General features: G+C 64.0%; 9 protein-coding genes. 5 read left to right on the forward strand and 4 right to left on the reverse strand.

Features of this window, described 5'->3' with window-relative positions; genetic code table 11:
• Window positions 1-35 precede the first annotated feature (35 nt).
• From HNO86_RS11075 to HNO86_RS11085, 3 genes are all read left to right on the forward strand, one after another.
• A complete protein-coding gene (locus HNO86_RS11075; protein ID WP_372242525.1) occupies window positions 36-662 on the forward strand; it encodes a TetR/AcrR family transcriptional regulator in 627 nt (208 codons plus the stop codon).
• Between the two features lie 88 nt (window positions 663-750).
• On the forward strand, window positions 751-1,554 hold the full coding sequence (locus tag HNO86_RS11080; protein WP_175377029.1) for an ABC transporter substrate-binding protein: 804 nt from the start codon (window positions 751-753) through the stop codon (window positions 1,552-1,554).
• Between the two features lie 120 nt (window positions 1,555-1,674).
• Window positions 1,675-2,682 (forward strand): GNAT family N-acetyltransferase, encoded by a 1,008-nt coding sequence (locus HNO86_RS11085; RefSeq protein WP_175377030.1) that lies wholly within the window; start codon window positions 1,675-1,677, stop codon window positions 2,680-2,682.
• 97 nt (window positions 2,683-2,779) lie between these two features.
• Here HNO86_RS11085 and HNO86_RS11090 read toward each other — a convergent pair whose 3' ends face one another.
• Window positions 2,780-3,310, reverse strand: coding sequence for an RNA polymerase factor sigma-70 (locus HNO86_RS11090; protein ID WP_175377074.1), 531 nt, complete (start codon window positions 3,308-3,310; stop codon window positions 2,780-2,782).
• 457 nt (window positions 3,311-3,767) lie between these two features.
• Here HNO86_RS11090 and HNO86_RS11095 point away from each other — a divergent pair, with 457 nt between their 5' ends.
• Window positions 3,768-16,769 carry a non-ribosomal peptide synthetase gene (locus HNO86_RS11095; protein ID WP_175377031.1) on the forward strand — a complete coding sequence of 4,334 codons (13,002 nt, stop codon included), beginning with the start codon at window positions 3,768-3,770 and terminating at the stop codon, window positions 16,767-16,769.
• A gap of 200 nt (window positions 16,770-16,969) precedes the next feature.
• Window positions 16,970-17,794, forward strand: coding sequence for an alpha/beta fold hydrolase (locus HNO86_RS11100; RefSeq protein WP_175377032.1), 825 nt, complete (start codon window positions 16,970-16,972; stop codon window positions 17,792-17,794).
• 76 nt (window positions 17,795-17,870) lie between these two features.
• On the opposite strand, the gene dsbG is transcribed toward HNO86_RS11100, so the two are convergent.
• The 3 genes from dsbG to dsbD are packed head-to-tail and all read right to left on the reverse strand — an operon-like array spanning window position 17,871 to window position 21,204.
• On the reverse strand, window positions 17,871-18,638 hold the full coding sequence (gene dsbG / locus HNO86_RS11105; protein ID WP_175377033.1) for a thiol:disulfide interchange protein DsbG: 768 nt from the start codon (window positions 18,636-18,638) through the stop codon (window positions 17,871-17,873).
• The gene (locus tag HNO86_RS11110; RefSeq protein WP_175377034.1) at window positions 18,614-19,468 is read right to left on the reverse strand and encodes a TlpA disulfide reductase family protein; all 855 of its coding nucleotides are present in this window, start codon (window positions 19,466-19,468) and stop codon (window positions 18,614-18,616) included. The genes dsbG and HNO86_RS11110 overlap by 25 nt, the downstream gene beginning before the upstream one ends.
• On the reverse strand, window positions 19,468-21,204 hold the full coding sequence (gene dsbD, locus HNO86_RS11115) for a protein-disulfide reductase DsbD (RefSeq protein ID WP_175377035.1): 1,737 nt from the start codon (window positions 21,202-21,204) through the stop codon (window positions 19,468-19,470). The genes HNO86_RS11110 and dsbD overlap by 1 nt, the downstream gene beginning before the upstream one ends.
• Window positions 21,205-21,343 lie beyond the last annotated feature (139 nt).

The following is a 21,343-nucleotide window of genomic DNA, read 5'->3' on the forward strand; positions in this document are numbered from 1 at the left end:
GGCGTTGGTGACTGATCGACTGTAGGAGAGAACGGGTGGACGAGCAAAAAGCCCTGAGGGTGATGCGTGAACTGGTCGACAACGGCCAGTTGACCGATCCGGACAGCGCCCGTGGCAAGCTGCTGCAAGTGGCGGCCCACCTGTTTCGCAACAAGGGTTACGAGCGCACCACTGTGCGCGATCTGGCGGGTGCCGTGGGCATTCAGTCGGGGAGCATCTTTCATCACTTCAAGAGCAAGGACGAAATCCTGCGGGCGGTGATGGAAGAGACCATTCGCTACAACACCGCCTTGATGCGCGCGGCCATCGCCGAAGCCGACAGCGTGCGCGAACGGGTGCTGGCGCTGATCCGTTGCGAATTGCAGTCGATCATGGGCGGCAGCGGCGAGGCCATGGCGGTGCTGGTCTACGAATGGCGTTCGCTGTCCGACGAGGGCCAGGAAAAAGTCCTGGCCCTGCGTGATATCTATGAAGACATCTGGCTGCAGGTGCTGGGCGAGGCCAAGAGTGCCGGTTTCATCCGTGGCGATGTGTTCATCACCCGGCGTTTTCTCACCGGCGCGCTGTCCTGGAGCACCACCTGGTTTCGCGCCGATGGCAGCATGAGCCTGGATCAGCTGGCCGATGAGGCGCTGATTCTGGTGCTGGAGGAAAAGCAGTAACGGCGTGTGGGTCGGCAGGAAACTGGCTAACTGGGCGAAACCGCCTAGCTTGAATGCAATGACGCAGTATTTGGGGGTGGGTGGTTTGATGTCTTCGCCAATTCGGACGGCAACAGGTTGTGTTCTGGCATTACTCGCGACGTCGTGGGTGCTGCCGTCCCAGGCCGCACAACTGGTGCGCATCGGTGCCGCGCACTTTCCTCCGTACACCGTGCGCCCGGAAACCGGTGCCGACACCGGCCTCCTGCCGCAACTGGTGGAGGCGCTCAATGCCTCGCAAAAGGACTATCAATTCGTCCTGGTGCCCACTTCCATTCCCCGGCGATTCGGTGATTTCAAGCAGGGCCGGATCGACATGGCGATCTTCGAAAACCCTGCCTGGGGCTGGAAGGACATTCCGCACACCGACGTCGACATGGGCCTGGAAGACGCCGAGATTTTCGTCGCCCAACGCCATCCGGAAAACCGCCCGGAGCGTCAGCAGGATTACTTCACCGACCTTACCGGCAAACGCCTGGCGCTGTTCAGCGGCTATCATTACGAATTCGCCAACTTCAACGCCGAACCCAAATACCTGGCCACCACCTACAACGCCACGCTGACCTATTCCCACGACAGCAACCTGCTGATGGTGCTGCGCGGGCGCGCCGACATCGCCCTGGTCACGCGCTCCTACCTGAGCGACTACTTTCTGCGCAATCTGAAAGTCGCTGACGAGTTGCTGGTGTCCAATCGCATCGATCAGGTCTATCACCACTACGCCATCCTGCGCCCGGCCTCGCCGATCTCGGGCGAAGCGTTCGGGCAATTGCTGCAAGGGCTGCGGGACAACGGGCAGATGCTGAAGATTTTCGATCCGTACAAGATCGCGATCGTGCCGGTCCCTCGCTGAAAGGCAAGTCACCTCGGCCCAGGGATCGTGTTTTTTCTTGAGTGAGGGGTTACCTCTTAAATTTTCTTCAGCGGCTCACGTCCCATCGTTGAACTGTCGACGATTATCGTGAGCCCCTCCATGTCCAATCCGAATGACCTGACGACCCTGGCCTTGCCTACAGGCCGCCGTCTTGTAGCCGATGCAAGTGAAGGCCGCTTGAGCCTGAGTCTTGATGATCAACCGCTGATTCAGCTACGCCTGACCGGCGATCATGAAATGCAGCTGGAAGAGGGCGGTGATCGTCCTTCCAGCCAGGCGATCTGGGCCGCCTGTTATTGGTTGTTTGCCCGCGATCCGGCCTGCCAGCAACTGAGCTGGCGATTGGCTGAGGCACCGACCGAGGCCTTGCTCGGCGGTTTGCTGATCCCCACGCAAATCCCCGGCGAATATCGCTGCGAACGCGCGCTGTTCTGGCAGTTGCCGCAGCCCTGGCTGGGGCAGTCGCTGAGCGCCTGTTATCCACAGCAGATGGTCATCACCCATGGCAAACGTCACCCGCTTCGGCCGATCAAGCCGAAGGGCGAGGTGTATCGGCGTTTCGATGCGCGCCTGGGGATGTGGATTTCCCTGCGCACCCTGGACATCGACCTCGATCTGGCCCGTTTCAACCGCTGGCAGAACAGCCCGCGGGTGGCGAGTTTCTGGCAGGAGGAGGGCAGCCTCGAACAGCATCGCGAGTACCTGAACAAACTCGAGGCCGATCCGCATACCGTGACCCTGATCGGCTGTTTCGACGATCAGCCGTTCGCCTATTTCGAAGCGTACTGGGCAAAAGAGGACCGGATTGCGCCGTTCTATGAAGTCGCCGATTACGACCGTGGCATTCACATGCTGGTCGGCGAAGAAAACCACCGTGGCCCGCACAAGGTGGCGAGCTGGTTATCGGCCCTGACCCATTACCTGTTCCTCGACGATCCACGCACCCAGCGCGTGGTCGCCGAGCCGCGTGCCGACAATGCAAAGATGATCGGGTACATGCAGGGGCAGCGGTTTCATTGCGAGAAGGAGTTCGACTTTCCGCACAAGCGCGCGGCGCTGATGGTGCTGGGGCGTGAGCGGTTTTTTGAGCGGTGTGAATTGGCCTGATTCGGCGTTGAGACGAAAAGATCGCAGCCTTCGGCAGCTCCTGCATGGGATTGCGTACCCCTGTAGGAGCTGCCGAAGGCTGCGATCTTATGATCTTTCAACGGCGGCTATTGGACACCTTGCGGCAATGCACCAACGCATCACGAATCATGAAGTTCACCAGGGTCGGCGAGACGCCCAGTTCCTTGGCGATGTCCTTCTGCGGCACGCCGTGCAGGCGGTACATCTCGAAGGCGTAGCGGGTGCGGCTTGGCAACTCGCCGAGGGCGTCGGCGATGTTTTCCAGGGTGGAGAAATTGATGTGCGAGGTTTCCGGTGACGCGCCCGAAATCACCACGTTCAGACCTTCCTCCTCAGGCCCGGAATATTTCAGTTCCAGCGCCTGCTTGCGGTAGTGATCGATCGCCAGGTTACGCACGATCTGGAACAGATAGCTGAGCTGCGCCTTGAACGACGAGGTGATCTGCGGCGCCGATTGCAGTCGGAAAAAAGCGTCCTGCACCACGTCTTCGGCACGGGAACGACAGCCGGTAATGCGCGCTGCGATCTTCACCAGAATCAGTCGATTGTCGACGAATGTCTGAATGAGCGGCAAATCGCACCTGTTTGTGGACGCCTGCTCCGTCATGGAAAGCTCCGTCATGGAAGTCACCCTGCCAAATTGGTTAGTCGGACGGCTTGTAGGCCGGGCCGTCCGTCACATCGAGCGACAAATTAGGCTGAATGATAATGATTGTCAATTGAGAAAGAGAACTAATGCACAGGCAAGGTGCAAAACGAGAACCACGACACGCGAACGCTCTCACGTGCCGTCCCCCGCCCGATTGGCGTTCAGGCCGGTCGACTAATTATTTGCAGATGCCATCCGTTCTCATTGGTGAATAACACCGGGCCAGTCTTGCTATCTGTAGGAGCGAGCTTGCTCGCGATGAACCGGAGAACACCGCGGGGTGTCAGGCATCCCTCGTCATCGTTGACGACCATCGCGAGCAAGCTCGCTCCTACAGGTAGCAAGGCAAGCAGGCCTTGCAACACCCGTCCCAAATCCGATTTCACTTGCAAGCCGAATCCAGGCAGGAAACCTCATGACCGACGCGTTCGAACTCCCCAGCACAATGGTCCAAGCCCTCCAGCGCCGTGCGGCCCTGACGCCGGATCGGGTGGCCCTGCGTTTTCTCGCCGAAACCCCGGACCAGGCTGTGGTGCTCAGTTATCGCGAACTGGACCGGCGTGCGCGGACCATCGCCGGCGCCTTGCAGGCACAGGCAGATTTTGGCGATCGCGCGGTGTTGCTGTTTCCCAGCGGTCCGGATTACGTCGCGGCGTTTTTCGGTTGCCTGTATGCCGGCGTGATCGCCGTGCCGGCTTATCCACCGGAGTCGGCCAAGCGTCATCACCAGGAGCGTCTGCTGTCGATCATCAGCGACGCCGAGCCGCGCCTGCTGCTGACCAGCGCCGACCTTCAAGCGGCCCTGTCGCAGATCGAGGGCGCGCCGTCGCTGCTGTGCGTCGATACCCTCGACAGCGCGCTGGCCGAACGCTGGGTCGCGCCCGATCTGCAAGACAATGACATTGCCTTCCTGCAATACACCTCCGGTTCCACCGCCTTGCCCAAGGGCGTGCAGGTCAGCCACGGCAATCTGGTGGCCAACGAACAGTTGATCCGCCACGGCTTCGGCATCGACCTCAACCCCGACCACGTTATCGTCAGCTGGCTGCCGCTGTACCACGACATGGGCCTGATCGGCGGCCTGTTGCAGCCGATTTTCAGTGGCGTGCCTTGCGTGTTGATGTCGCCGGCGTACTTCCTCGGCCGGCCGTTGCGCTGGCTGGAAGCGATCAGCGAATACGGCGGCACCATCAGCGGCGGGCCGGATTTTGCCTATCGCCTGTGCAGCGAGCGGGTCAGCGAGTCGGCGCTGGAACGGCTCGACCTGAGCGGCTGGCGCGTGGCCTATTCCGGCTCCGAGCCGATTCGCCTCGACACCCTGGAGCGTTTCGCCGAGAAGTTCGCCGCCTGCGGTTTCACTGAGCAGAGTTTCATGGCGTCCTACGGTCTGGCCGAGGCCACGCTGTTCGTCGCCGGTACGCCACGCGGTCAGGGCATCGGCAACCTGCGGGTCGACGACCAGGCCCTGGCGCAGAACCGCGCCGAGGCGGGCGAGGGCAGCGCGATCATGAGCTGCGGCATCAGCCAGCCCGAACATGGCGTGCTGATCATCGACCCGGCATCGCTCGATGAAGTGGCGGACAACACCGTCGGCGAAGTCTGGGCCAGCGGCCCGAGCATCGCCCTCGGTTACTGGCGCAACCCCGAAGCGTCGGCCAAGACCTTCGTCCAGCACGCCGGCAGGACCTGGCTGCGCACCGGCGACCTGGGCTTCATGCGTGACGGCGAGCTGTTCATCACCGGGCGCTTGAAAGACATGCTGATCGTGCGCGGGCACAACCTTTATCCACAGGACATCGAGCAGACCGTCGAGCGCGAAGTGGAGGTGGTACGCAAGGGCCGCGTCGCCGCGTTCGCGGTCAACCGGGACGGCGAGGAAGGCATCGGCATCGCCGCGGAAATCAGCCGCAGCGTGCAGAAAGTCCTGCCACCCGAAGCACTGATCAAAGCCATCCGCCAGGCCGTGGCAGAGGCTTATCAACAGGCGCCGAGCGTGGTGGTGCTGCTCAATCCGGGCGCGTTGCCCAAGACCTCCAGCGGCAAACTGCAACGCTCGGCGTGCCGTCTGCGTCTGGCCGATGGCAGCCTCGACAGCTATGCGCTGTTCCCTTCGGCCAGCGATGAAGTGGCCGGCCAAAGCGCGTCCGCCTCCGAGTTGCAAAGCCTGATCGCCCAGGTCTGGTGCGAGCAGTTGCAGGTCAAGCAGGTGGACGCCGACGACCACTTCTTCCTGCTCGGCGGCAACTCGATCGCCGCCACCCAGGTGGTGGCGCGCCTGCGCGAAACCCTCGGCCTGGAGCTGAACCTGCGCCTGCTGTTCGAAGCGCCGACCCTGGCCGCATTCGCCGAAGCCGTGGCCCGCCAGCAACAGGACGGCGGCAGTCCGCAAGGGGAAATCGTCGCCCTGTCGCGCAGCGAAGCCATGTCGCAACCCCTGCCGCAATCCCTGGCGCAAAACCGTCTGTGGATCACCTGGCAGCTCGACCCGCACAGCAGCGCCTACAACATTCCCGGCGCCCTGCGCCTGCGCGGCGAGCTGGACGAAGACGCCCTGCGCGCCAGCTTCCAGCAGCTGATCGAACGCCACGAATCCCTGCGCACACGTTTCTTCGAGCGTGACGGCGTGGCGCTGCAACAGGTGCTGGCGGCCGGCGAATTCAACCTGCAATCGATCGACATCAGCGACTTGCCGGCAGCCGAACGCGAAGCCCGCGCGCAACAGATCCGCGAGGATGAAGCCCGCACCCAGTTCGATCTGGAAAAAGGCCCGCTGTTGTGGGTAACGCTGGTGCGTCTCGATGACGAAGACCATCAACTGCTGGTGACCCTGCACCACATCATCGCCGACGGCTGGTCAATGAACGTGCTGATCGACGAATTCTCCCGGCTGTACGCGGCAGCCACCCAAGGCCAGCAGGCGACGCTCGCGCCTCTGCCCACCCAGTACGCCGACTACGGCAGCTGGCAGCGTCAATGGCTGGCGCAAGGGGAGGGCGAGCGGCAGCTGGCCTACTGGAAAGATCGCCTGGGCGATGAGCTTCCAACACTTGACCTGGCCACCGATCATCCGCGTTCGGCACAACAGCAACGCAGCGCCGCGCGCCATACCTTGCGTCTGCCGGCGGGCCTGAGCGATGCCGTTCGCCAGACCGCTCAAGCCCATGAATCGACCGCGTTCATGCTACTGCTCGCGACGTTCCAGACCCTGTTGCATCGCTACAGCGGTCAGCGTGACATCCGCATCGGCGTCCCCAACGCCAACCGCCCGCGCCTTGAAACCCAGGGCCTGATCGGCTTCTTCATCAACACCCAGGTGTTGCGCGCCGAACTGGATTCGCGCTTGCCGTTCGACCAGTTGCTGGCGCAAACCCGCGAGGCGGCGCTGGGTGCGCAAGCCCATCAGGACCTGCCGTTCGAACAACTGCTCGAAGCCTTCCCGCAGGCCCGCGAACAGGGCCTGTTCCAGGTGATGTTCAACCACCAGCAGCGCGACCTCGGCGCCTTGAAACGCTTGCCGGGGCTGCTGGCCGAAGAGCTGCCGTGGCACAGTCGCGAAGCCAAGTTCGACCTGCAATTGCACAGCGAAGAAGATCGCAACGGGCGCCTGACGCTGTCTTTCGACTACGCCGATGAGCTATTCGACGCGGCGACCATCGAGCGTCTGGCCGCGCATTTCAGCCGCTTGCTGCAAGCCGTCTGCGAACACCCGGACACCGTCCTCGGCGATCTGCCGTTGCTGTCCTTGAGTGAACACGATCAGCAAAAAAACTGGAGCGTTGCGCCCTGTGAACCGGCGCAACAATGGCTGCCGGAGCTGCTCAACGAACAGGCCCGCCAGACCCCGGAACGCACCGCGCTGGTCTGGGACGGCGGCAGCCTGAGCTTCGCCGAGCTGCACACTCGGGCCAATCGCCTGGGCCATTACCTGCGCGACAAAGGCGTCGGCCCGGACGTGTGCGTGGCCATCGCCTGCGAGCGTTCGCCGCAACTGTTGATCGGTCTGCTGGCGATCATCAAGGCCGGCGGCGCCTACGTGCCGCTGGACCCGGATTACCCGGCTGAGCGCCTGGCCTACATGCTCAAGGACAGCGGCGTCGAATTGCTGCTGACCCAGACTGGATTGCTCGAGCGCCTGCCGGCCACGGACGGTGTCAGCGTGATCGCCATGGATACCCTGCACCTGGACAGCTGGCCGTGCCAGGCACCGGGCCTGCATCTGCACGGCGACAACCTGGCCTACGTGATCTACACCTCCGGCTCCACCGGCCAGCCCAAGGGCGTGGGCAACACCCACGCCGCGCTGGCCGAGCGTCTGCAATGGATGCAGTACACCTATGGCCTGGACGACAGCGACGTGCTGATGCAGAAAGCGCCGATCAGCTTCGACGTGTCGGTGTGGGAGTGCTTCTGGCCGCTGATCACCGGCGCGCGACTGCTGATTGCCGGGCCGGGGGAGCACCGCGATCCCCATCGCATCGCGCAACTGGTGCAGGAACATGGCGTGACCACGCTGCACTTTGTGCCGGCGCTGCTCTCGCTGTTCATCGACGAACCCCAAAGCGCCGAATGCACCAGCCTGCGCCGGCTGTTCTCCGGTGGCGAAGCCTTGCCGGCGGAACTGCGCAACCGCGTGCTGGCGCAACTGCCGGCGGTGCAACTGCACAACCGTTATGGTCCGACCGAGACCGCGATCAACGTTACCCACTGGCACTGCTCCAGCGCCGATGGCGAACGCTCGCCGATTGGCCGGCCGCTGGGCAACGTGGTTTGCCGGGTGCTCGACAGTGAGCTCAATCCGCTGCCGGCCGGCGTGCCCGGCGAGCTGTGCATCAGCGGCCTGGGCCTGGCCCGGGGTTATCTCGGCCGTCCGGCGCTGACCGCCGAGCGCTTCGTGGTCGACCCATTGGGCGAGCAGGGCGCTCGGCTGTACCGCACCGGCGACCGGGCGCGCTGGACCGCCGATGGCGTGATCGAATACCTCGGCCGCCTCGATCAGCAGGTCAAACTGCGCGGCTTCCGTGTCGAACCGGAGGAAATCGAGGCGCGTCTGCTGGCCAAGGACGGCGTGGCGCAAGCCGTGGTGTTGGTGCGGGAAACCGCGGCCGGCGCACAGCTGATCGGCTACTACACCGCGACCGATGCCAGCGAAACCGAAGACGCACAAACCGCGCGCCTGAAAACCGCGTTGGCCAGCGAACTGCCGGAGTACATGGTCCCGGCGCAGCTGATGCGTCTGGAGCAGATGCCTTTGAGCCCCAGCGGCAAACTCGACCGTCGCGCTCTGCCGGAACCGCAGTGGCAGGTTCGCGAACACGTCGAACCGGTGACCGAACTGGAGCAGCAGATCGCCGGCATCTGGCGTGAAGTGCTGGGCTTGGCGCAGATCGGCCTGCGCGATGACTTTTTCGCCCTCGGCGGCCATTCGCTCCTGGCCACGCAAATCATTTCCCGCACCCGTCAGGCCTGCGACGTCGAACTGCCATTGCGTGCCTTGTTCGAGAACAGTGAACTGGGCGCCTTCGCCGAACAGATCCGCATGATCCAGGCCAGCGGCCAGACCAACAAACAGCCGCCGATTGCCGCCGTCGACCGCAGCCAGCCAGTGCCGCTGTCCTACTCCCAGCAGCGCATGTGGTTCCTCTGGCAGATGGAGCCGGACAGCCCGGCCTATAACGTCGGCGGCATGGCCCGCCTGCGTGGGGACTTGAATGTCAGCTGCTTCGATGCCGCATTGCAGGCGCTGATCCTGCGTCACGAAACCCTGCGCACGACCTTCCCGAGCGTCGACGGCGTGGCCCGCCAGCAGGTGCATGCCGAGACCGGCCTGCGCCTGCAAAGGATGGATTTTTCGTCCCTGGCCGCCGACCAACGCGAGCAACAGGTGCAGCAACTGGCGGACGAGCAGGCACACCTGCCGTTCGATCTGGAAACCGGTCCGCTGCTGCGCGCCTGCCTGGTCAAGACCGCCGGGCAGGAGCACTACTTCGTGCTGACCCTGCACCACATCGTCACCGAAGGCTGGGCGATGGACATTTTTGCCCGGGAACTCAGCGCGTTATATGAAGCCTTCGTCGACGGCCGCGAATCGCCGCTGGCGCCGCTGCCGGTGCAGTACCTGGACTACAGCGTCTGGCAGCGTCAGTGGCTGGAGTCCGGCGAGCGTCAGCGCCAGCTCGACTACTGGACCGCGCAACTGGGTCGCGAACATCCGTTACTGGAATTGCCCGGCGACCGCCCGCGTCCACCGGTGCAGAGCCATCAGGGCGAGTTGTTCCGCTTCGACCTGAGCGACGACCTCGCCGCGCGTGTCCGTGCGTTCAACGCGCAACAGGGCCTGACCCTGTTCATGACCATGACCGCCGCGCTGGCCGTGCTGCTTTACCGCTACAGCGGCCAGACCGACCTGCGCATCGGCGCCCCGGTGGCCAACCGTATTCGTCCGGAAAGCGAAGGGCTGATCGGCGCGTTCCTCAATACCCAGGTGCTGCGTTGCCAGCTCGACGGGCAGATGTCGGTGGGCGAGCTGTTCGAGCAGGTGCGTCATACCGTGATCGAAGGCCAGTCCCATCAGGATCTGCCGTTCGATCATCTGGTGGAGGCCTTGCAGCCCCCGCGCAGCGCCGCCTATAACCCGCTGTTCCAGGTGATGTGCAACGTGCAGCGCTGGGAATTCCAGCAGAGCCGCACCCTGGCCGGCATGACCGTCGAATACCTGGTCAACGATGCCCGTGCGACCAAGTTCGACCTCAATCTTGAAGTCACCGACCTCGACCATCGCCTGGGTTGCTGCCTGACCTACAGCACCGACCTGTTCGACGAGCCGCGCATCGCACGCATGGCCGGGCACTGGCGCAATCTGCTGGAGGCGCTGATTGCCGATCCGCAGCAGCGCCTGAGTGAATTGCCATTGCTTGCTGCCTGCGAGCAACAGCAACTACTCGATAGCCTCGGCGTCGAGCCGGGCGAGCATCGCCTCGACCAGTGCATTCATCACCTGTTCGCCGAGCAGGCGCTGGTGCGCAAGGACGCGCCGGCCCTGACCTTCGCCGGGCAGACCCTGAGCTACGCCGAACTCGACAGCCGCGCCAATCGCCTGGCCTGGGTGCTGCGCGAGCGCGGTGTCGGGCCGCAGGTTCGCGTGGGTCTGGCGCTGGAGCGTTCGCTGGAAATGGTCATCGGTCTGCTGGCAATCCTTAAGGCCGGCGGCGCCTACGTGCCGCTGGACCCGGAGTACCCCCTCGATCGCCTGCATTACATGATCGAAGACAGCGGCATCGGCCTGCTGCTCAGCGACCGGGCGATGTTCGCGGCACTGGGCGAGCTGCCGGCCAGCGTCGGTCGCTGGTGCCTGGAAGACGACAGCCCGGCGCTGGTGAGTTACCCGACCGGCGAGCTGCCGTTCATCAACCTGCCGCAACATCAGGCGTACCTGATCTACACCTCCGGTTCTACCGGCAAGCCCAAGGGCGTGGTGGTGTCCCACGGCGAAATCGCCATGCACTGTCGCGCGGTGATCGAGCGCTTCGGCATGCGTGCGGATGATTGCGAGTTGCACTTCTATTCGATCAACTTCGACGCCGCCACCGAGCGTCTGCTGGTGCCGCTGCTCAGCGGCGGGCAGGTGGTGTTGCGGGCGCAGGGACAGTGGGATGCCGAGGAAATCTGCGGCCTGATCCGCCGTCACGGCGTCAACATCATCGGCTGCACCCCGAGCTATGGCAGCCAGTTGGCGCAATGGCTGGCGACCCGCAATGAAACCCTGCCGGTGCGGATGATCATTACCGGCGGCGAAGCGCTGACCGGCGAGCATCTGCAGCGCATCCGCGCGGCGTTCAAACCGAGCCTGTTCTTCAACGCCTATGGCCCGACCGAAACCGTGGTCATGCCGCTGGCCGGTCTCGCTCCCGAGGTTTTGGAAGAGGGCGCCGGCAGCGTGCCGATCGGCAGCGTCATCGGTGATCGCGTGGCCTACATTCTCGATGCCGATCTGGCGTTGGTGCCGCAGGGCGCGACCGGCGAATTGTTCGTCGGCGGCGCGGGCCTGGCCCAGGGTTATCACCAGCGTCCGGGGCTGAGCGCCGAGCGCTTTGTCGCCGACCCGTTCGCCACCCACGGCGGGCGTCTGTACCGCACCGGTGATCTGGTGCGCCAACGCGCCGATGGCCTGGTGGAATACCTGGGACGGATCGACCATCAGGTGAAGATCCGCGGTTTCCGCATCGAACTGGGGGAAATCGAAAACCGTCTGCTGGAACATGAGGCGGTCCGCGAAGCGGTGGTGCTGGCCCTCGATACCCCGAGCGGCAAGCAGCTGGCGGGCTATCTGGTGTGCGACGGCGACGAGTCGGATGGGGCCGCGCTGCGCGAGACCCTCAAGGCGCATCTCAAATCACAACTGCCGGATTACATGGTGCCCGCGCACCTGATCCTGCTGGCGAGCATGCCGCTGACCGCCAACGGCAAACTCGACCGCCGTGCACTGCCGGCGCCGGACCCGGAACTGAACCGTCAGCAATACGTGGCGCCGAGCAACGCGCTGGAAATCACCCTGGCGCAGATCTGGTGCGAGGTGCTGAACGTCGAACAGGTCGGTCTCAACGACAATTTCTTCGAACTGGGCGGCGATTCGATCCTGTCGATCCAGGTGGTCAGCCGTGCGCGGCAACAGGGCATTCACTTCAGCCCGCGGGACCTGTTCCAGCACCAGACTGTGCAGACCCTCGCCGCCGTGGCCAGTCGCACTGAACAGGTTACCGCCGAGCAGGGCTTGCTCAGTGGCGAGTCGCGCCTGACGCCGATCCAGCACTGGTTCTTCGACACCGACATTCCGCAGCGCCAACACTGGAACCAGGCGTTGCTGTTGCAGCCGACCGCCGTGCTCGAACCCCATCGCCTGGAGCAGGCGCTACTGGCGGTGATCGAACAGCACGACGCCTTGCGCCTGCGCTTCAACGAGGTCAGCGGCCAATGGCAGGCCGAGCATCAGGCGCTGAGCGATGTGCCGGTGTTGCTGCAAGTGCGGGTGTCCTCCATGGACAAATGCACCGCGTTGTTCGCCGATGCCCAGCGCAGCCTTGATCTTGTGGAAGGTCCGCTGATGCGGGTGCTGCTGGTGGATGGGCCTGAAGGTCAGCAACGGCTGTTCATCGCCATTCACCACCTGGTGGTGGACGGGGTGTCCTGGCGGGTGCTGCTGGACGATCTGCAAAGCGTGTATCGCCAGCTCGAGGCGCAGCAGTCGGTCAACCTGCCGGCGAAGACCAGCGCGTTCCGCGATTGGGCGGCACGCTTGCAGGCCTATGCCGGCAGCGAGTCCCTGCGTGAAGAACTGAGCTGGTGGCAGAGCCAATTGGCAGGGCCTAATGCCGAGTTGCCGTGCGATCACCCTGAAGGTGGCCGGCAGAACCGTCACGCGCAAACCGTCAGCGTGCGCCTGGACAGCGAACGCACCCGGCAATTGCTGCAACAGGCGCCGAGCGCCTACCGCACCCAGGTCAACGACCTGTTGCTCACCGCATTGGCCCGGGTTTTGTGCCGCTGGAGTGGCCATGAGTCGGCGCTGATTCAACTGGAAGGCCATGGCCGCGAAGCGCTGTTCGACGAGATCGACCTGACCCGCACCGTCGGCTGGTTCACCAGTGCCTACCCGCTGCGCCTGACCCCGCACGACATCGAAGAAGCGGCCGGGCAGGGCGCCTCGATCAAGGCAATCAAGGAGCAACTGCGCGCGGTGCCGCACAAGGGCCTGGGCTATGGCGTGCTGCGCTATCTGGCTGATGAATCCTGCCGTCGCGGCATCGAGGCGTTGCCCGTGGCGCAGGTCACCTTCAATTACCTGGGCCAGTTCGACCAGAGCTTCGGTGCCGATGCGCTGTTCCTGCCGCTGGAGGAAAACATTGGCGCCGCCCACGATCCGCGGGCGCCGTTGCCCAACGAATTGAGCGTCGACGGTCAGGTCTACGGCGGTGAGCTGGTGCTGCGCTGGACCTTCAGCGCCGAGCGTCATGAGCGGCAGACCATCAGCGACCTGGCCGATGCCTACATCGGCGAGCTGCGAAGCCTGATCGCCCATTGCCTGCGCGACGAGGCCGGCGGCCTGACGCCGTCGGACTTCCCGCTGGCGAAACTCAGCCAGGCGCAACTCGATGCGCTGCCGGTGCCGGCCGCCGCCATCGAGGACGTCTATCCGCTGACCCCGATGCAGGAAGGCATGCTGCTGCACACCTTGCTCGAACCGGGCACCGGCCTTTACTACATGCAGGACCGCTATCGCATCAACAGCGAGCTCGATCCGCAGCGTTTCGCCCAGGCCTGGCAGGCGGTGATCGCCCGTCACGAAGCCTTGCGCGCCTCGTTCTGCTGGAACGTCGGAGAAGACATGCTGCAGGTTATCCACAAGCCGGGCAGCACGCCGATCGAGTACCTGGACTGGAGCGACATTGCCGAAACCGAGCAGGAGCCGAAACTGCAGCACCTGCTCAAGACCGAGCGCGAGGCCGGTTTCGATCTGCTCAACCAGGCGCCGTTCCACCTGCGCCTGATCCGCGTCGGTGCGGCGCGCTACTGGTTCATGATGAGCAACCACCACATCCTCATCGATGCCTGGTGCCGTTCACTGCTGATGAACGATTTCTTCGACATCTACATGGCCCTGGGCGAAGGCCGCGAAGCGCAACTGGCCGTGCCGCCGCGTTATCGCGACTACATCGGCTGGCTGCAACGCCAGAGTCTGGCCGAAGCGCGGCAGTGGTGGAAAACCAACCTGCGGGGCTTTGAGCGGACCACGCCGATTCCGAGCGACCGGCCGTTTTTGCGCGAGCATGCCGGCGACAGCGGCGGCATGATCGTCGGCGACCGCTACACCCGGCTCGATGCCCGTGACGGGGTGCGTCTGCGCGAATTGGCCCAGGCCCATCAGCTGACCATCAACACCTTCGCCCAGGCGGCGTGGGCCCTGGTGCTGCGACGCCTGAGCGGCGAACGCGACGTGCTGTTCGGCGTCACGGTGGCGGGGCGTCCGGTGGACATGCCGCAGATGCAGCGCACCGTCGGCCTGTTCATCAACAGCATTGCGCTGCGGGTGAAGATGCCCGAGGGCAATCAGCGCTGCAGCGTGCGCCAGTGGCTGACGCAACTGCTCGACAGCAACATGCAGCTGCGCGAGTACGAATACCTGCCACTGGTGAACATTCAGGAGCAGAGCGAGCTGCCCAAGGGCCAGCCGCTGTTCGACAGCCTGTTCGTGTTCGAGAACGCCCCGGTGGAAGTCTCGGTGCTGGACCGTGCGCAAAGCCTGAATGCGACTTCGGATTCCGGTCGCACCCACACCAACTTCCCGCTGACGGCGGTGTGCTATCCGGGGGATGACCTGGGGCTGCACCTGTCCTACGACCAGCGTTATTTCGATGAGGCCACGGTCGAGCGCATGCTGGGTGAGTTCAAGCGCCTGCTGCTGGCGCTGGTCGAGGGCTTCCATGGCGACATGCTCGATCTGCCGTTGCTGGGGGCGCAGGAGCAGGAATTCCTGGTCCATGGCTGCAACCAGAGCGAGCACGATTACCCGCTGGAACAGAGCTACGTCGCACTGTTCGAAACTCGGGTTGCCGCGCATCCGCAGCGCATCGCCGCCAGCTGTCTGGATCAGCAACTCAGTTATGAGGCGCTGAACCAGCGCAGCAATCGTCTGGGGAATGCCTTGATCGCCGCCGGCGTCGGCCTCGATCAGCCGGTGGCGCTGCTGGCGGAGCGTAACCTCGATCTGCTGGGCATGATCATCGGCAGCTTCAAGGCCGGGGCGGGTTATTTGCCGCTGGATCCTGGGCTGCCGAGTCAGCGTTTGAGCCGCATCATCGACCTGAGTCGCACGCCGTTGCTGGTCTGCACCCAGACCAGTCGCGAACAGGCACTGGCGCTGCTGGAGGAGTGCGTTGGCGTCAACCGGCCTCGTCTGCTGGTGTGGGAAGAGGTGCAGGCCAGCGACGTGTCTGTAGCCGATCCGGGGATTTACAGCGGGCCGGATAACCTGGCGTATGTGATCTACACCTCCGGTTCCACCGGTTTACCGAAAGGGGTGATGGTCGAACAGCGCGGCATGCTCAACAACCAGTTGAGCAAGGTGCCGTATCTGGACCTGAGCGAGGCTGACGTGATCGCCCAGACCGCCTCGCAGAGCTTCGACATTTCCGTGTGGCAGTTCCTCGCCGCGCCGTTGTTCGGTGCGCGGGTGGACATCGTGCCGAACAGCATCGCCCACGATCCGCAGGGACTGCTGGCCCATGTGCAGCGCCAGGGCATCACCGTGCTGGAAAGCGTGCCGTCGCTGATCCAGGGCATGCTTGCCCAGGAACGCATGAGCCTCGATGGCCTGCGCTGGATGCTGCCGACGGGTGAAGCGATGCCGCCGGAACTGGCGCACCAGTGGCTGCTGCGTTATCCCCGGATCGGGCTGGTGAATGCCTACGGTCCGGCGGAATGTTCCGACGACGTGGCGTTCTTCCGGGTCGACATGGCGTCCACCCGTGGCAGCTATCTGCCGATCGGCACGCCGACCGACAACAACCGCTTGTACCTGCTCGATGGCGCGCTGGAACTGGTGCCGCTGGGGGCCGTGGGTGAGTTGTGCGTGGCCGGTACCGGGGTTGGGCGTGGTTATGTCAGCGACCCGCTGCGCACGGCCCAGGTGTTTGTGCCGAACCCGTTCGGGGCGCCGGGGGATCGCCTGTACCGCACCGGCGACCTGGCTCGCCGTCGCAGTGACGGCGTGCTGGAGTACGTGGGGCGGATCGACCATCAGGTGAAGATCCGCGGCTATCGCATCGAACTGGGGGAAATCGAGGCGCGGTTGCATGAGCAGGCGCAAGTCCGCGATGCGGCGGTGGGGGTGCAGGAAGGCGTCAATGGCAAGCATCTGGTGGGGTATCTGGTGGCGGCGGATTCGGCGCTGGCACCGGCCGAACGCCTGGACCGCATCAAGCAGCGCCTGCGCGCCGAACTGCCGGAATACATGGTGCCGCTGCACTGGCTGTGGCTCGACAGACTGCCGCTCAACGCCAACGGCAAACTGGACCGCAAGGCCCTGCCGGCGCTGGAGATCGGCCAGTTGCAATCGGCGGACTATGTCGCGCCGCGCAATGAGCTGGAGCAGACCCTGGCGGACATCTGGGCCGAGGTGCTGAAGGTCGAACAGGTCGGCATCCGCGACAACTTCTTCGAACTGGGCGGGCACTCGCTACTCGCCACCCAGATCGCCTCCCGGGTCCAGAAAACCCTGCAAAGGGACGTGCCGCTGCGGGCGATGTTCGAGTGCAGCACGGTGGAGGAACTGGCCGGGTACATCGATGGATTGGCGGCCAGTGACATCACCGGGGAAAAGGCGGATCGGTTGAATGACCTGATGGCGGAACTGGAGGGGCTTTGATTCTCTAGCGTCCGGGCACGCCTCTTCGCGGGAAAGCCTTGCTCCTGCAGTGACCGGGTCGATCTGCTGATTTGTGGTCGACCCTGAACCTGTAGGAGCAAGGCTTGCCCGCGAACAGCACAACCCACACCTTTGGTTTATTGACTGTCGAGGACGCGCGGCTCAGGCTTTGCGCTCCTTTCCTGGCGAGTAGACAGTCAATGCCTTTCGTAACAATTGACGGACAACCTCTTCACTACCTCGATCAAGGCACCGGCCCGGCGGTTCTGCTGGCGGGCAGTTACCTGTGGGACCAGGCCATGTGGGCGCCGCAGATTGCCGCCTTGTCGCAAAACCGTCGGGTCATCGCCCTGGACCTGTGGGGTCACGGTGAGTCGGGGGCGCTGCCGGCCGGGACGACTTCGCTGGACGACATCGCGCGACAGGCACTGGCCTTGCTCGATCACCTGGACATCGACCGCGTGACCCTGGTCGGCCTGTCGGTCGGTGGCATGTGGGGTGTGCGGCTGGCGCTGTCGGCACCGCAGCGGCTCAACGGCCTGGTGCTGATGGACACCTATGTCGGCGTCGAGCCGGAGGCGACCCGCCAATACTACTTCTCGCTGTTCAAGATGATCGAAGACACCGGCGTGATCGCACCGCAGCTGCTGGACATCGTGGTACCGATCTTCTTCCGTCCGGGCATCGATCCGCAGTCGGCGCTGTATCAGGACTTGCGCGCCAAACTGGCGTCGCTGTCACCAGAGCGCCTGCGCGAAAGCGTGGTGCCGATGGGGCGGATTACCTTTGGCCGCGATGACCTGCTGCCGCGCCTGGGCGAACTGGATGCGGCGAGCACGCTGGTGATCTGCGGCGACCAGGACAAACCGCGTCCACCGAGCGAAGCGCAGGAAATGGCCGAGCTGATTGGTTGTCCGTGTGTGTTGGTACCGGAGGCGGGGCATATTTCCAATCTGGAAAACCCGCAATTCGTCACCGATGCGTTGCTGAAATTTTTGAGCGAGAGAACACGCACGACCGCGTAATCGTTGTTCGCGGGCAAGCCTCGCTCCTACAGATCACCTGTAGGAGCGAGGCTTGCCCGCGAAGAGGCCTCTGAGATTATTTCGGCCCGAGAATCTTCACCAATTTCTCCGGCGCCGGCGCGCCTTGCTGCTGTTGCAGCTCACCCTTGTCATCCATGTAGAAAATCGCCGGCGTGGCCTGCAGCTCCAGATCGTCCATCAACTGCATGTTGGCCGCCAGCTTGGCCTGTACCGCCGGCGGCACGTCCTTCAACGGCTTGAGCGAGCTGCCCTTGCCCGCGGACTCGTGGTCTTGCAACGCCTTTTGCGGGTCCTTGGCGGCGAGCAGCGCGGCGGATTTTCCCGGGCTGTCTTCGCGGATGATGCCGACCATGATGTGCCGCAACTGCACCTTGCCGGCCTTGACCCAGGGCCGTGCCTGTTCCCAGAACATGTTGCAGTAAGGGCAGTTCGGGTCGCTGAACAGATACACCACCCGCGGCGCATCCTTGCTGCCGTCGGCGATCCAGTTGCTCGCCTCCATCTTGCCCCAGACCTCCTTGGACATCGGCGCATACACCAGCTTCTGCAAGGGCTCGCTGCTCAGGTCGTTGCCCTTTTCGTCGTACAGATTGCCCAACAGCACATGTTTGCCATCCGGGGTCAGGTACAGCGCCATGCCACGGTTCTGGTACTGCGCCGCGTAGCCGCGCAGGCCGTCGGGAGCATCGAACTGGCCGACGATTTTCGCGCCCTTGGCCTCGATCTGCTTGATCGCAGCGGGCAACTCTTCGGCCTGCACCGACGGCAGGTGCAGCAGGGCGGCACCCAGGCTCAGGGTCAGCAGGTGGCGGAGGCGGGGCATGGCAGTTTCCTTGAAGAAGTGGCGGGTGCGGAATCGAAGTTTTCCAGGGCGCGGGCGAGGCTCGCTTGGGACAGTTCACCCAGATGGCTGCCCAGCAGGCGACCGTCGGGGCTGTAAAACAGTGTAGTCGGCAAGGCCATGGAGCCGACGGCCTGGCCCAGGCGACCGCTGCCGTCGAACAGCACGTTGGACAGGCTCAGGCCCTGGGTTTCCAGAAAGGTGGCGACGCTCTGCATGCTTTCGGCCTGATTGACGAACAGGAACGTCAGGTCCGGGCGCTGTTGCTGGGCGTTTTCCAGCACCGGCATTTCCCGGCGGCAGGGCGGGCACCAGGTCGCCCACAGGTTGATCACCAGCGGGCCGCCCTTGTAGTCCGCCAGTTGCACGGTTTCCCCGGCGGCGTTGCGCAGGGTGATTTCCGGCAGGCGCGTGCCTTGTTCATAAATCGTCAGGGAGTAGGTCGCCAGCAACCAGAACGCCAGGCCGCTGGCCACGCCGAAACCCAGTGGCCGGCGCAGACCCGGGCGACGCCAGCCCCGGTACAGCGTGGCGATCACCAGCGCGATGATCCCCGGCCAGGCGAGGAAACCGCCGTCGCGCAGGTCGATGATCTGCCAGAGATCGTTGTGGTAGTGGGGCCAGTACATGGCAACGAAACCGACTCGCGCCGCCAGCATGCCGATCAGGAACAACCCGAACAGCACCGACTCGGGATTCTCGCCACCGTGCTTGGCCACCCGCCAACCGACAAAGGTCGCCAGTGCCAATGCACTGATCAGCAGCAGATGGTTGAGCGCGATGGCAAAGGTGCCGAGGGTGAAGGTGAGCATTAACGGGCGTCTCGGGTTGTGGTCCAGCGTTGCAGGAACGTCTCGGCATCGACTTCGCCGGTGATGCGCTGGCTGCGACGCTCGACGCCATCGGTGCCGATCCACAGCAGGCTCGGTGGTCCCGGCACCTTATAGCGGCCGAGCAGCTCGCGGCTGGCGGCGTTGTCAGCGGTGACATCCAGGCGCAGCAGGCGTACGTCGCTCAGGGCCTGCATCACATTGGCCTTGCCGAACACCTGCTTTTCCATGACTTTGCACGACACGCACCAGTCAGCGTAGTAGTCCAGCAGCACCCACTGGCCTTGCGCTTGCGCGGCATCGAGTTCCCGCTGCAGGACCGCAGGGTCCTTGATCGTGGTGAAGGCGTCGTGGCCAGTGGGCGTTGCGGCGACCGCCGTACCGGAGGCGCGGAACACCTGCAGCGGCTTGAACAGATCGTCACTGCCGCCCGCCGCGCCGATCACCAGCAGGCTGCCCCACAGCCCCATCAACACAGCGCTGACGCCGAACAGATGGGCGATGCGGCCAAAACCTTCGGATTGCTTCCAGGCGCTATACGCCGCGATCAACAACAACGCGCCGCACAGGCCGACCCACAGCGACTCATCCAGCACCGGGCGCAGCATCAGCAGCGCGGTGGCGAGGAACAGGAAGCCGAAGATGCCCTTGACCAGGTTCATCCAGGCGCCGGGTTTGGGCATGAAACGATTGCCCACCGTCACCACCAGCAACAGTGGCATGCCGATGCCGATTCCCAGGGCGAACAGAATCAGACCGCCGTGCAGCGCATTGCCGCTTTGCGCGATATAGAGCAGGGCACCTGCAAGCGGCGCGGTCATGCACGGGCCGACCAGCAGGCCGGACAAGGCTCCCAGCGCACCGGCACCGAGCAGGCTGCCGCCGCGCTGGTTGCGCGAGACGTTTTCCAGACGATCACGCACGGCCACCGGCAGTTGCAGTTCGAAGAAACCGAACATCGGCAGCGCCAGCAGCACGAAAATCGCCGCGAAACTGCCCAGCAGCCAAGGGTTTTGCAGCAGCGCCTGAAGGTTGGCCCCGAGCATCGCCGCCAGCACGCCCATCGCCGCGTACACCAGCGCCATGCTCACCACGTAGCTGCCCGCCAGGGCGAAGCCACGCTTGGGTGAGGCGCCGCTGCCGACGATCAGCCCGGCCAGAATCGGCAACATCGGCAGCGAACACGGGGTGAACGCCAAAAGTAGTCCGAGACCGAAGAACACCAGCAGGCTCCAGCCCAGCGGGTGCTGTTGAAGGCTGCTGGCCAGCGCCTGATCCTGCGCCTCGCCGGTCGCGGCTAGGTCGGCCTTGCCGCCCAGATCCACCACCTGGGTCTGCGGTGGATAACACAGGCCGGCATCGGCGCAACCCTGATAGCTGACCTTGACCTGGCCGGTGGCGCCTGCAGGAATCTTCAGTTCCAGGCCCTGGCGATACACCGGCTGTTCGCCGAAGAACTCGTCGCTGTGGGCCTCACCTTCGGGCAAGGCGGGGTGCTGGTCGTCGGGCAGGCCATCGAACTTCAGTCGCTTCTGGTACAGGTAGTAGCCGTCGGCAATCTGCCAGAACAGCTGCATTTCGCCGGATTCCAGACGTTCGGAGGTGAAAACGAATGCCTTGGCGACGGGCAGGAAGTCGGGTTTGCTATCGAACGGATTGCTACCGGCCTGGGCCAGGCCCGATATCAGCAGAGCGAAGAGGAGAAACAGATGACGCATGGAAAAGCCTTATTCCTTTGCAAGTGAGGTGCACAATGGGTGGTGTCGATTAACCGACCATTAACCCTGGCGACCTTGTGGCGAGGGGACTTGCGGCATAATGTCCGCTTAATCGGTCAACGGCCTAATCAGCTTTATT

Source organism: Pseudomonas sp. C1C7 (assembly GCF_013359595.1).
In the GTDB taxonomy this organism is placed as follows: Bacteria; Pseudomonadota; Gammaproteobacteria; order Pseudomonadales; family Pseudomonadaceae; genus Aquipseudomonas.

Coding starts and splice junctions, on each gene's coding strand:
- HNO86_RS11080 (WP_175377029.1), top strand. CDS start 751: ATGTCTTCGCCAATTCGGACGGCAACAGGTTGTGTTCTGGCATTACTC.
- HNO86_RS11085 (WP_175377030.1), top strand. CDS start 1,675: ATGTCCAATCCGAATGACCTGACGACCCTGGCCTTGCCTACAGGCCGC.
- HNO86_RS11090 (WP_175377074.1), bottom strand. CDS start 3,310: ATGACGGAGCAGGCGTCCACAAACAGGTGCGATTTGCCGCTCATTCAG.
- HNO86_RS11095 (WP_175377031.1), top strand. CDS start 3,768: ATGACCGACGCGTTCGAACTCCCCAGCACAATGGTCCAAGCCCTCCAG.
- HNO86_RS11100 (WP_175377032.1), top strand. CDS start 16,970: ATGCCTTTCGTAACAATTGACGGACAACCTCTTCACTACCTCGATCAA.
- dsbG (WP_175377033.1), bottom strand. CDS start 18,638: ATGCCCCGCCTCCGCCACCTGCTGACCCTGAGCCTGGGTGCCGCCCTG.
- HNO86_RS11110 (WP_175377034.1), bottom strand. CDS start 19,468: ATGCTCACCTTCACCCTCGGCACCTTTGCCATCGCGCTCAACCATCTG.
- dsbD (WP_175377035.1), bottom strand. CDS start 21,204: ATGCGTCATCTGTTTCTCCTCTTCGCTCTGCTGATATCGGGCCTGGCC.